Annotated in this window: 14 protein-coding genes; 5 read left to right on the forward strand and 9 right to left on the reverse strand. The window is 43.2% G+C overall.

Going from position 1 to position 12,682, the window contains the following annotated elements; all coding sequences use genetic code 11:
* Positions 1-20: 20 nt before the first annotated feature.
* Positions 21-1,085 carry an AI-2E family transporter gene (locus CKW02_RS12500; protein ID WP_003216223.1) on the reverse strand — a complete coding sequence of 355 codons (1,065 nt, stop codon included), beginning with the start codon at positions 1,083-1,085 and terminating at the stop codon, positions 21-23.
* Positions 1,086-1,252: 167 nt separating this feature from the next.
* Between CKW02_RS12500 and CKW02_RS12505 the strand changes: the two genes are divergently transcribed.
* The 4 genes from CKW02_RS12505 to CKW02_RS12520 all read left to right on the forward strand — a co-directional run bounded on the left by CKW02_RS12505 (position 1,253) and on the right by CKW02_RS12520 (position 4,204).
* Positions 1,253-1,981 (forward strand): amino acid ABC transporter ATP-binding protein, encoded by a 729-nt coding sequence (locus CKW02_RS12505; RefSeq protein WP_003216774.1) that lies wholly within the window; start codon positions 1,253-1,255, stop codon positions 1,979-1,981.
* A gap of 13 nt (positions 1,982-1,994) precedes the next feature.
* The gene (locus CKW02_RS12510) at positions 1,995-2,804 is read left to right on the forward strand and encodes a transporter substrate-binding domain-containing protein (RefSeq protein ID WP_003216364.1); all 810 of its coding nucleotides are present in this window, start codon (positions 1,995-1,997) and stop codon (positions 2,802-2,804) included.
* An 80-nt stretch (positions 2,805-2,884) separates the two neighbouring features.
* Positions 2,885-3,538 (forward strand): amino acid ABC transporter permease, encoded by a 654-nt coding sequence (locus tag CKW02_RS12515; protein WP_003216507.1) that lies wholly within the window; start codon positions 2,885-2,887, stop codon positions 3,536-3,538.
* A 15-nt stretch (positions 3,539-3,553) separates the two neighbouring features.
* On the forward strand, positions 3,554-4,204 hold the full coding sequence (locus CKW02_RS12520; RefSeq protein WP_003216394.1) for an amino acid ABC transporter permease: 651 nt from the start codon (positions 3,554-3,556) through the stop codon (positions 4,202-4,204).
* A gap of 35 nt (positions 4,205-4,239) precedes the next feature.
* Here the strand turns inward: CKW02_RS12520 and CKW02_RS12525 are convergent, their stop codons facing one another.
* From CKW02_RS12525 to cymR, 8 genes are all read right to left on the reverse strand, one after another.
* Complete coding sequence (locus tag CKW02_RS12525; protein WP_003216198.1) at positions 4,240-4,371, reverse strand: YrzQ family protein; 132 nt, start codon at positions 4,369-4,371, stop codon at positions 4,240-4,242.
* A gap of 20 nt (positions 4,372-4,391) precedes the next feature.
* A complete protein-coding gene (locus CKW02_RS12530; RefSeq protein WP_003216308.1) occupies positions 4,392-4,583 on the reverse strand; it encodes a hypothetical protein in 192 nt (63 codons plus the stop codon).
* A 13-nt stretch (positions 4,584-4,596) separates the two neighbouring features.
* Positions 4,597-5,055: a PRC-barrel domain-containing protein gene (locus CKW02_RS12535; RefSeq protein ID WP_034620649.1), complete on the reverse strand. Its 459-nt coding sequence runs from the start codon at positions 5,053-5,055 to the stop codon at positions 4,597-4,599.
* Positions 5,056-5,190: 135 nt separating this feature from the next.
* Positions 5,191-7,575, reverse strand: coding sequence for an SF1B family DNA helicase RecD2 (recD2, locus tag CKW02_RS12540; protein ID WP_003216666.1), 2,385 nt, complete (start codon positions 7,573-7,575; stop codon positions 5,191-5,193).
* Positions 7,576-7,594: 19 nt separating this feature from the next.
* Positions 7,595-8,248: a tetratricopeptide repeat protein gene (locus CKW02_RS12545; RefSeq protein WP_003216571.1), complete on the reverse strand. Its 654-nt coding sequence runs from the start codon at positions 8,246-8,248 to the stop codon at positions 7,595-7,597.
* A 60-nt stretch (positions 8,249-8,308) separates the two neighbouring features.
* Positions 8,309-9,427 (reverse strand): tRNA 2-thiouridine(34) synthase MnmA, encoded by a 1,119-nt coding sequence (gene mnmA / locus CKW02_RS12550; RefSeq protein ID WP_003216305.1) that lies wholly within the window; start codon positions 9,425-9,427, stop codon positions 8,309-8,311.
* Between the two features lie 95 nt (positions 9,428-9,522).
* A complete protein-coding gene (locus CKW02_RS12555) occupies positions 9,523-10,665 on the reverse strand; it encodes a cysteine desulfurase family protein (protein WP_003216474.1) in 1,143 nt (380 codons plus the stop codon).
* Between the two features lie 18 nt (positions 10,666-10,683).
* Positions 10,684-11,103 carry a cysteine metabolism transcriptional regulator CymR gene (gene cymR / locus CKW02_RS12560; protein ID WP_034620651.1) on the reverse strand — a complete coding sequence of 140 codons (420 nt, stop codon included), beginning with the start codon at positions 11,101-11,103 and terminating at the stop codon, positions 10,684-10,686.
* 207 nt (positions 11,104-11,310) lie between these two features.
* On the opposite strand from cymR, the gene CKW02_RS12565 reads away from it, so the two are divergent.
* Entirely contained in the window at positions 11,311-12,576 is a 1,266-nt protein-coding gene (locus tag CKW02_RS12565; RefSeq protein WP_003216609.1) for a replication-associated recombination protein A, read from the forward strand.
* Positions 12,577-12,682 lie beyond the last annotated feature (106 nt).

Below are 12,682 nucleotides of genomic sequence, written 5' to 3' on the forward strand. Positions count from 1 at the left end.
AGACAACTCGGCTTCTCTTGTCAATGAACGCTTCGTCTCATGAGGATATATTGCACAATGATCACTCTGATGATAGCGGCAGTTGGTACGGCTAAAATCATGCCTATTAAACCAAATAACTCTCCTCCTGCTAGCAAGACAAGCATAATGACGACAGGATGCATATGAAGACTTCTTCCTACGATGATCGGGCTGAGGACGTTGCTTTCTAAAAATTGCAGCACCGCTACTGTAATCAGCACAATAATAACCGATTTAACCGAGATGGTAAACGCAATAAAGACAGCGGGAACCGCACCGATAATCGGTCCAAAATACGGAATGACATTCGTTGCGCCAATCAGCATACCTAGGACAAGCGGATACGGGATATGAAACAGCCAAAGCACAATGGCTGCTGCACCTCCAATTAATGAACAGACAAGCAGCTGCCCTCTAATATAATTACCAAGCGATTCATCAACTGCCTTCACAAACGCATGTCCCCTCTTCCGAAATGATGGCGGCGTCAAATACCATGCAACCCGCTTCATCGTATTCATGTCCTTCACCATATAAAAAACAAGAAAAGGAATGAGCGCTGCAACTAATGCGTAATCAAGTAATACTTTACAGCTAAGAATCATTCGCTCCGCGCCGTTAGCTGCATATGTCTCCGATTGAACAATTAAGCGATCCAAGCGGTCGTGAAGTCCGTCGGGCCAATGGCTTGTATGATGATGAATATGTGATAAAGCGCCATTATACGTTTCCGCAAGCACAGGAATTTGTTCTGACAACTCATTTAACTGCTTGATCATGACAGGCGCCCCTTTATAAACCGCAAGCCCAATCCCGCCAAAAAACAGTACATAAATCAATAAGAGACTAACAGTCCTTGGTAAGCCCCCCGCGTGCAATTTTTCCACTATCGGATAAAGCAGATAAGAAATAAAAATGGCAATGAGCAGCGGAATTAGAACCGCCTTTAACAACAAAAAAATAGGCCTCCATAACTCGTCGAGCTGCAGTAAAATGAGCAAGGATGCAAGGACAAGCAGGACCCCTGCGGCATATATCAGAAATTGGATCGGACGTTTCTTCACCTTTTTCACCTCTTTTCTTATTGTTTATCCATCTTCTGTAATTATCCATGTAAATAAAATTTGTCCTAACTTTGTTAAAAATGAATACACATGAAACATACAGCTCCATCCAAAGTCACTAAAATGTCTACACTGAATATTCCATCATGTACAAGAGGAGGTTCTTCATGATCACATTCGAAGAAGTCAACAAGCATTATGGCCAGTTCCATGTACTAAAAGACATTAACCTACATATTCAAAAAGGTGAGGTTGTCGTGATCATCGGTCCTTCAGGATCAGGTAAAAGCACGATGCTCAGATGCATCAATCGTCTTGAAAGCATTGATGAGGGAAAGGTACTCGTCAATGAAGTGCCTGTTCAGCATCCGAAGACCAACATCAATCTTGTCAGGCAAAATATTGGGATGGTGTTTCAGCATTTTCACCTCTACCCGCATAAGACGGTGCTTGAAAACATTATGCTTGCCCCAATGAAGGTGAAAAAGGTGAGTAAGGAAGAAGCGAGGGAAACAGCCGAATTTTATTTACATAAAGTCGGCATTCCTGATAAAGCTGACGCCTACCCTTCAAGACTCTCAGGCGGACAGCAGCAGCGTGTTGCGATTGCAAGAGGGCTTGCGATGAAGCCAGAGGTCATGCTGTTCGACGAACCGACATCGGCTCTTGACCCAGAGATGATCGGAGAGGTACTAGATGTGATGAAGCAGCTCGCCCGAGAAGGAATGACCATGGTTGTCGTCACACATGAGATGGGATTTGCCCGAGAGGTCGCCGACCGTATTGTCTTTATTGATGAAGGCAGAATTCTTGAAGAGTCAACACCGGCTGCATTTTATGAGAAACCGCGTGAGAAACGCGCTCAGCTCTTTTTAAGCCGTATTTTAAATCACTAGGGGGAATGATTTGATGAAAAAAATGAAACGCTTTGGCCTACTACTCTTTATGACTTGCTGTATTGCTGCATTGGCTGCTTGCGGATCTGCTGAAAAAGGCTCGACTGATGCAAAAAAAGGAAGCTCTTTAGAAGCCATTCAAAAAGACAAAAAAATCATATTCGGGGTCAAGAATGATACACGTCTCTTCGGTCTAAAAAATCCTAGCAACGGAGATATCGAAGGGTTTGATATCGATATTGCAAAAGCCATCGCAAAGGAAATGCTCGGCGATGAAGGAAAAGCAGAATTCAAAGAAGTGACATCAAAAACGAGAATTCCTCTACTGCAAAAAGGAGATATTCATGCGATCGTCGCAACTATGACGATTACCGAAGAGCGTAAAAAAGAAGTCAATTTCTCAGATGTTTACTTTGAAGCAGGACAATCATTGCTTGTGAAAAAAGGAAGCGACATTCAATCGATTGATGATCTTAAAAAAGGGACGAAAGTGCTTGCAGTGAAAGGATCTACTTCTTCTCAAAATATCCGCGAAAAAGCACCTGAAGCGTCTGTATTAGAATTTGAGAACTATCAGGAGGCTTTTACAGCTTTAAAATCAAACCAAGGGCAAGTGCTGACAACCGATAATGCGATCTTATTTGGTATGGCAGATGAGGATTCAAATTACGAAGTCGTCGGCGGCACCTTTACAGATGAGCCTTATGGTATTGCTGTAAAAAAAGGTGATCAGAAATTAACAGCTGCGATCAATAAAGCCCTAAAAACCTTAAAAGGCAATGGAGAGTATGACAAGATTCATCAAAAATGGATCAAAGAATGACCGTTTGACGTGTGAAGAATGATTCTCTCAGGGTGAGCCGCTCATTGGCTCACCTGTTGATCAGGAAGGAAGTGAACTGATTGCTACGGTTTTCCATTCTTATTGAAAATTTTCATCTTTATGTAGAAGGCTTTAAATATACCATTGGTGCAAGTGTCATTGCTTTGATTGGAAGCTTTTTGATCGGTACACTCATTGCCATTATGAGAATTGCGCCACTTAGGCCGCTCAACTGGTTAGGAACAGCTTACGTGGAGTTTGTTCGGAATATTCCGTTATTATTGATTACATTTGTCTTCTTCTTTGGATTACCCGTGCTAGGCATTGTAGCAGATGGCTTCACCGCTGGCACAATTGCCCTTGCCATTTATACCTCTGCCTTTATTGCTGAAGCCATTCGCGCAGGGATACAAGCTGTACCGCTTGGACAAATGGAAGCAGCCCGTGCTTCAGGTCTATCCTATGGCGGGACGATGCGGTATATTATTCTGCCGCAAGCGATTAAAATTGTCATTCCCCCTCTTGGGAATCAATTTATTAACCTTGTCAAAAACTCCTCTATTTTAGGTGTCATTGCAGGGTTTGATCTCATGTATCAAGGAGACCTCATCGCTTCTAGAACATTTGTGACATTTGATGTCTACATCTTTGTTGCCATGTTCTATCTACTATTAACGATTCCGCTCAGTTTAGGCGTTGGTTATTTAGAAAAAAGATTAGCAAGAAGCCACTAGAAAGGAGGAAACATCATGGATTTTCTAGGTGCCTACCAGCCTGATCATCTCGCCTTTTTACTTGAAGGATTTGCTGTCACCTTAAAAGTGGCTTTTATCTCCATCATTTTGAGCTTTCTCATTGGATTAGTCATTGGCACATTGCGGTTCGCTCAGATTCCGGTTTTATCAAAGATACTTGCAGTCGTCGTCGAAACCATTCGAAACCTGCCGCTCTTATTGATCATCTTTTTCACATATTTTGCACTGCCCGAAATCGGCATTAAGCTGAGCATTACAGCCTCGGCTATCGCAGCTTTAACCGTATTTGAATCAGCGATGCTGTCAGAAATTATTCGGAGCGGTTTAAAATCAATTGATAAGGGGCAGATCGAAGCAGCCAGGTCTTCAGGTTTAACCTATATCCAAACGTTAAAAATGATTATTATGCCGCAGGCTTTACGCCGTATGGTACCGCCAATTGTTAGTCAGTTCATCTCTCTTTTAAAAGATACGTCACTAGCTGTTGTCATTGCCCTTCCAGAGCTATTGCATCACGCTCAAATATTAAACGGTCAGAGCCAATCTTACTTACTGCCCATTTTCCTATTAGCAGCGATGATGTATTTTGTCGTCAATTTCAGCTTATCATTACTCGCGCGCCGATTAGAATATAGGCAGGCATAAAAAAGGACATCCGCTTTTGGCGGATGTCTTTTTGTTTACATCATTCTCATAACGCGTTTTCTTAGCTTTTTCATATCCCGCTTTGATGGCATATCATATCGGCTTGCAAAGTGATATGCGAGTGCACCTGCACCAAGCGTTAATAGTGAAGAAGTCATTTTGCCCATTCGAAATTCCCCCTTAACACTTATAGTTGAATTGAACGTTCATCATCACTAAACAGATCATCTAAGCTGCTTAGTGTTCCGTCTTCTTCCACTTGGTGTGTAGATATTTTGCCTTTTGACAGCGTCAATTCAATAAAACAGCCCCAGCAATAATATTGATTGACCCCAATTTTTCCGATGTCTTTACATTTGCAATTTGGGCAAATGAGCATAATCAGCACCTCTTTACGTTCGGTTTAGAACAAGTGCTTCCTTTTGAACGTTGATCAAGGTTCCGGCAGCCTGAAGCTGTTTTCGAATCCCTGATAGCTCTGTAAAGAAGCCGTCCGAGAGTTCATATGCTACGATTGTGCCCGAATTTGTGCAAAAGTATACATCTTCCAAAATGCCTAAATTTTCACCATCAGGCGACTGCATCATTTTCTTTTTCAATTTCGAAAATAAGAAGGATGGGGCGGAGGAATCCATGCCTATTCCCTCCTGGCAGCTCACATATAAGCCTTTGTCTGTCAGCTGATCCCCAGCCGAGAATGGAACGAGTGCACAGTCTTTCTTTTTCCCATCTAACACATATCCTCCGCAGCTGCCTCCGGCTAATAAGCAAATATCTTTTATCGAGCCAAGTGAATGAGACGTTTCACCTGTATAGATTGACATTCCTTCAAGCTCTCGACATGTTCTCAAAATGTGCTCAACCACCTTTTGCGGAACAGTCTTATCGTGTGCGTTTACTGCAAGACTCATACGAAGAAATGGCTTCCATGAACGAAATATGAGGATTTCTTTTCATGCTAAAAAAGGCTCCCATCTGGAAGCCTTTTATTCATGCATAAAATCAAATGGAGTGATTCCCTCCATACCGATATTTGCATCATGCACGCTAAACGGCAGTTCTTTTTGAAGTGCTGCAAGCTCCGCATCCATAACCTCTTCGGTTTGCACGAGCCGCATCGTTAAGGACGTTTGTCTGAGCGAATCCTCATTGTTTTTCACGCCCCACTCCAGTGCTGATTCCTCGCCGCACAGAATTAAAAACTTTTTACTTCGTGTAATGGCTGTGTACAGCAGATTTCGCCGAAGCATTCTGTAGTAGCTTCTCACGACTGGAAGCACAACGATGGGGAATTCACTGCCTTGTGATTTGTGGATGGAGCAGCAATAGGCATGTGTAAATTGATGAAAATCCTTTTTTGTAAAGGTGATTTCATTCCCATCAAAGGAGATCACAGCCATGTCTTCTTTTTCCGTGTTTTCTTTCGCATAAAAAATCGAGACAATTTCGCCAATATCACCGTTAAAAATATTGTTCTCCGGCTGATTCACAAGCTGAAGCACTTTATCACCGGTCCGGTACACCACATCACCAAACGGGATTTCTCTGCCCTTTGGTTTTTTAGGATTTAAAATGTGCTGCAGCATTTTATTGAGCTCATTAATGCCTGCTTTTCCTTTATACATGGGCGCAAGCACTTGAATGTCTTTAGCTGAATAGCCTTTTTGAGCAGCATTGCTGACGACTTTCTCAATCACTTCTTTCATTTGATCAACTGAGCATTTTATGAAAGATCGATCCTTTGAACGTGCGGTAATATCCTTTGGCAGGACGCCATTTTTCATATCATGTGCAAGCTCAACAATGCTGGAGCCGTCTGCCTGACGGTAAATATCTGTCAGGGTAACAGCTGGCACAGCTTGTGATGCAAGCAAGTCTCTTAACACTTGGCCTGGTCCGACAGACGGAAGCTGATGTTCATCCCCAACCATGATCACTTGGATATGGTCAGGAATGGCTTTAAACAAGTGATTCGCAAGCCAAATATCTAGCATACTTGATTCATCAATAATGACAAGCTTTCCTTCGATCGGCTGTTCTTCATCATGCGAGAATCCCTCTGACCCGTTCCAACCAAGCAGCCGGTGAATCGTCACAGCTGGAAGCCCTGTTGATTCTGTCATTCGTTTAGCTGCTCGTCCAGTTGGCGCCGCAAGCACAAATGGAAAGGATTCATCTTTTTTGTAATCACTCGGATCAAGAGATACACCGTGAAGATCGCTGTAAAGCTCAACAATCCCTTTAATGACTGTTGTCTTCCCAGTCCCAGGTCCGCCTGTTAAAAGCAGCATTGGGGACATGAGCGCCTTTTGAATCGCTTCTTTTTGTGTCGGTGCATACTGGACGCCCAGCCGTTCCTCTAGCTCACCAAGGGCTAGAAGGAATTCTGATTCAGGGAATTGGTCTGCATATTCCGTTTGGGAGACGATTTTTTGTATACGTTTGGCGACACTTTGCTCGGCATAAAATAAGGACGGATGATAGCAGCGCTCATCTTCAATGATCATCTCTTTCCCTTCGCCAAGTGCAATGATCTGATTGGCGACGTCCATTTCCGTCACTTTGTACTCATTGCCTGTCTGATTGAGCAGTTTTCGGGTTTCGACGATCAAATCCTTTGTTTGTATGTACGTATGACCGTCCTGAAGGCTGGCTGTCTCCACTGTATAAAGCAAGGCTGCACGGATTCGCTCTGGGTCATTTCCTGAGATACCGGTTCTAGCGCCAAGTTCATCCGCCTTAATAAATCCGATTCCTTCGACATCCTTGACGAGCTGATAAGGGTTTTCTTCAATCTTCTGCAGCGTCTCACTCTCGTACACTTGATATATCTTCATGCTGAGCTGTGGACCAAAGCCATATTGATTCAGGCTGATCATGATTTGTTCCAATCCTTGATGCTCCTGGAGCGCTGCGGCCAGCTTATCTGCCTTCTTTTTTGATAAGCGCGGAACGTCATACAAAACAGCTGGGTCACGCATAATTTTATGAAGCGTCTGACTGCCAAGCTGCCCCACAATTTCTTCCGCCGTCTTTTTCCCTATCCCTTCGAATAAATCACTTGAGAGATAATGAATGATTCCTTGCTTTGTTGTCGGTACTTCCTTTTGAAAATGAGTCGCCTGAAACTGTTCACCAAATTTCGGGTGACTTGTGACTTTGCCATAGAAGGTGTAAGTTTCTTCCTCATGAAGTGCTGGGAAGTAGCCTGTGACAGATGCTGTTTTTTCCTCTAAGTTTTCCGATGTTTCAATGACTTTCACCTTTAACACCGAGTATAAATTACTTTCATTATGGAAAATAACGGCTTGAACTGTCCCCTTTAAAAATGGTTCGTCCTCAAGCTTCATTTGATCTGGATGTTCCTGCACAGGTCTTCCCTCCTTCCGTCTATTCTGCCTCTTGAATTAGCTTTTGCGCATGTAGTGCCAGCATATGGTCAGGCTGCACGTCAATCGCTTTTCCTAGCATCTCAAGTGCTTCGTCTTTTTTCTCTAAGTATGCATACGCAACCCCTAAATTATAAAAGGCATCTGCATGCTGCGGATCACGCGCGATCACCTCGGTAAAGGTCGTCACCGCTTCTTCCAGCAACTGTTCATTGGCTAAGCACATGCCAAATTGGAACCTTGCTTCATTATCATCTTCATTCAGTTCGATGGCACGCTGAAGATAAGGCATCGCAAGCTTCGGCTGCTCTAATTTGATGAGCGTTTGCCCCAGCATATAAAATAAATCACTATTTTCCATCCCAGCTTGAAGTGCTTGTTCAAAATAGTCTTTTGCTTTCATAAAGTCTTCTTTTAATGTGTAGACATTTCCTGCCCCGTAATAGGCTGCAGCTGCGGCGTGATCAAGTTCTATTGCTTTTTGAAAGAAGTTTAACGCACGTTCAAATTCATTGATGCTTGAAAGCAAGTTCGCAAAGTTAATATATGGAACCGGGTCTTTCGGGCTTTCTTCAATGGCTTTCGTAAAAGCTTCTGCTGCTTTTTCGATGTTCCCTTGATTTAAGGCTTCTATTCCGATTTCGTTATGATTCATTCGCTCTCTCATCCTTTCATTAAAAAACCTCAACAGCGACGTTGAGGTTTTGAAAACATGTTACACATACGACAGCTTTTGGCCGTCCTTAAAGACATCGTCAATTGTTCCGCCGCCGAGACATTCGTCGCCATCATAAAAAACAACCGCTTGTCCTGGTGTGACAGCACGAACAGGTTCATCAAAGATGACCATCGCTTCTTGCTCACCTGTCATTTTCACCTTCACATGGTGATCTTCTTGACGGTATCTGAATTTAGCCGTGCAGGTTAATTCACCGTTTTCACCGACAATATGAGGACGAGTCCAGCTAATATTGACGGCTGAAATGCTTTCAGAATATAAAAGTGGATTGTGGAAACCTTGTTCGACAAACAGAATATTTTGTTCCAAGTCTTTTCCAACGACAAACCAAGGATCACCGCTGCCGCCAATGCCTAGACCTTGGCGCTGACCGATCGTGTAATACATCAGTCCATCGTGCTCCCCTTTAACTTCTCCGTCCATCGTCTGCATCACGCCAGGCTGGGCAGGCAAATATTGACTAAGGAACGTTTTAAAGTTTCTTTCTCCAATAAAGCAAATACCCGTTGAATCTTTTTTCGTTGCTGTTGCAAGCTCTGCTTCTTTTGCCAATTCACGAACCCTTTTTTTCTCTAGATCACCGATTGGAAACATGACTTTATCAAGCTGTTCCTGAGTCAGCTGATTTAAGAAATACGTTTGGTCTTTGTTGGCATCAAGACCTCTTAGCATTTTAACTTCATCGCCAGTTCTGTCGACGCGCGCATAGTGACCTGTTGCTAAATAATCCGCACCGAGTGACAATGCGTGCTCAAGGAACGCTTTGAACTTAATTTCTTTGTTGCACATGACATCTGGGTTTGGCGTTCTGCCCGCTTTATATTCATCAAGGAAATATTGAAACACTTTGTCCCAATATTGCTTCTCGAAATTCACTGCATAATAAGGGATTCCAATTTGGTTGCATACGCGGATGACATCCTCATAGTCCTCCGTTGCTGTACATACACCATTTTCATCTGTGTCATCCCAGTTTTTCATAAATATGCCGATTACATCATAGCCTTGCTCCTTTAACATAAGAGCAGCAACTGATGAATCGACTCCACCGGACATACCGACCACAACTCTTGTGTCTTCTGGTCTTTTTGTCATCTTCATCAACTCCATTTTCAATGAAACAGCATGTGCGTTTCGTTCTTCAGGTGCCTGGCTGTTTCATTTTTCACACACGAACAAAAGAGGAACGTTTATTTGGCTAAGCGTTTGACAACAGCTACTATCTTGCGCGCCGCCTGCTTCACATGATCCTCTTCATTCCCAAGACCGAAGCTTATTCTGACTGAGGACGTCAGCTTGTCTGCTTCTTCGCCATACATGGCGCTTAACACGTGTGAAGGAAGGACGGATCCAGCCGTACATGCAGACCCACTTGAAACAGCAATTCCTTCCATATCTAAATTCACAAGTAACGATTCGATAGAAACGCCCGGGAAATGAACATTTAAAATGTGCGGCAATGTCTCTTCCGGGTGCCCATTGATAGAGAAATCGAGTGATTCCTCTTCGAATACTTGTAGCATGATTTCTTTGAGCTTACCATAATGCATGGCTTTTTCTCTTCTATTTTGCTTCGTTAATTGAACAGCTTCTGCAAGTCCGACGATTCCTGCCACATTTTCAGTGCCAGCACGGCGTTTTCTTTCTTGTTCTCCTCCGAAAATTTGCGGAGAAAGTTTCACGCCTTCGTTTACATATAAAAAGCCCGTTCCCATTGGACCATTTAGCTTATGGCCAGAAGCAGATAAGAGATCAATATGAAGGTCTGCTACATCGATTGGCATTGTTCCAAACGCCTGCACGGCGTCTGTATGAAAATGAGCAGTGTGATTGTGTAAAAGCTCGCCAATGTCTTTGATTGGCTGAATCACACCTGTTTCATTATTGCCGTACATGATGGTCACAAGAATCGTATCATCTCTTAGTGCTTGTTTTAGTTGTTCAAGATGAATCAATCCAGTTTCATCCACATCTAAATATGTCACGTCAAATCCTAGCTTCTCTAGGCGTTCACATGTGTGCAGCACCGCATGATGCTCTGTTTTTGCTGTAATGATATGTTTTCCTTCATGCTGTCTTGCCATGGCCACACCTGTAATCGCCAGGTTGTCCGCCTCTGTTCCTCCACTTGTGAGGATGATCTCCTGTGGTTTACAGTGTAATTCTCCTGCAATCACTTCTCTTGCTTCATCGAGCCACTTTCTTGCCTCGCGCCCATATGAATGAATACTAGAGGGATTGCCAAATATCTCTGTAAAGTAAGGCATCATCTTGTCCACAATACGCTGATCCATCGGCGTTGTGGCTGCATGATCTAAATAGATACGTTCCATTCCCGGTACACCTCTGATCTAAATATAGAACATATACGCCTCTTGATCCTCGTCATCTTTATAGCTTGCCAAGTCTTCAAGAGTTGTATTGTCCAGTACGTCTTTTACTGCATCACGAATCCGAATCCAAAGTGCACGCTTTGCTGGTTCTTCGTTTTCAATGACTTCGACAGGACTAATCGGTCCTTCTAATACACGAATAATATCACCGGCTGTGATCTCGTTTGGTTCATGTGCAAGAACATAGCCGCCGTATGCACCGCGAATACTTTTCACAAGACGGGCATTCCGAAGTGGTGATACAAGCTGCTCTAAATAATGCTCAGACAAATTATTGTTTTGAGCGATTGATTTTAATGATGTAGGGCCTTCGCCATGTTTTTTGGCTAATTCGATCATGATCGTCAGACCATATCTGCCTTTAGTAGAAATTTTCAAGTTAAACACCTCTGCGTTTTCTATTTCTATGTCATCAATTAATTTTCTGATTTCATATACGCTTATATAGACCAAAAGCAATTATATCATACTTTTAGCCAACTTTCATTTGCCGGTTCTGAGCGCTATAAGAGGACGCATCCCTTTTCTATTTGAAGAAATTTCGGTACTCTATACAAACAAGACATTGCTTTAGGAGAGATAATCATGAAACCTTTAGCGTACCGGATGCGCCCAAGTCATATTGAAGACATCATTGGGCAGGAGCATCTCGTTGGAGAAGGTCAAATTATTAAACGAATGGTCGAGGCAAAACATTTATCCTCGATGATTTTATACGGACCGCCGGGCATCGGAAAAACATCGATTGCGACGGCGATCGCTGGCAGTACAAGCATTGCGTTTCGGACGTTGAATGCGGTCATTCATAACAAAAAGGATATGGAAGCTGTCGCCGCTGAAGCGAAAATGAGCGGCCAGGTCATCCTCATTTTAGATGAGGTTCACAGGCTTGATAAAGGAAAGCAGGATTTTCTTCTTCCTTATTTAGAAAATGGCATGATCATTTTAATTGGCGCAACGACAGCTAACCCCTATCATGTGATCAACCCTGCCATCCGAAGCCGGACACAAATATTTGAGCTAAAACCGCTTGAAACAGAGCAAATCAAAGCTGCATTAACAAGAGCGTTACAGGATGAACATCGCGGACTTGGCGGTTATGAGGTGACAGTGGACGATGAAGCGATGAATCATTTTTCCAATGGATGCGGCGGGGACGTACGCTCTGCTTTAAATGCTTTAGAACTAGCTGTTTTATCGACAAAAGCAGATGATGCTGGGCATATTATGATCACTCTTGCCGCAGCAGAAGAATGTTTACAAAAAAAGAGCTTCTCACATGATAAGAATGGTGATGCTCATTACGATGTCCTCTCGGCTTTTCAAAAATCCATTAGAGGCTCTGACGCAGATGCGGCGCTGCATTACCTTGCCAGACTGATTGAAGCAGGGGACCTCGAAAGCATTTCAAGGAGATTACTCGTGATGGCTTACGAAGATATTGGCTTAGCTAGTCCGCAGGCAGGCCCTCGTGTGTTAAGCGCTGTTCAAACAGCAGAAAGAGTCGGCTTCCCGGAAGCACGAATTCCGCTGGCTAACGCAGTCATTGAACTGTGTCTTTCTCCTAAGTCCAACTCAGCATATAAGGCGATCGATGCGGCACTTGGTGACATTCGTTCAGGGAAAATTGGTGAAATCCCTGTTCATTTAAAGGATGCTCACTACAAAGGAGCCACAGCACTCGGCAGAGGCGTCGATTACTTATACCCACACGATTATGAAAACGGCTGGGTGAAGCAGCAATACTTACCTGATCCTCTGAAAAACAAGCAATACTATGAACCAAAGCAAACAGGTAAATTTGAAGGCGCACTAAAACAGGTATATGAGAATTTAAAACGCCAAAAATAAAAAAGCCCACCTGCCTATTAGCAGGTGGGCTGTCAGATTGTTGACAAAGGGCTAAAATGATCTTGATTTTAGCCCTTTGTCTTCTTTTCAGCGTAATAGAAAACCT

The sequence above is a fragment of the Bacillus pumilus genome (assembly GCF_900186955.1).
Lineage (GTDB): Bacteria > Bacillota > Bacilli > Bacillales > Bacillaceae > Bacillus > Bacillus pumilus.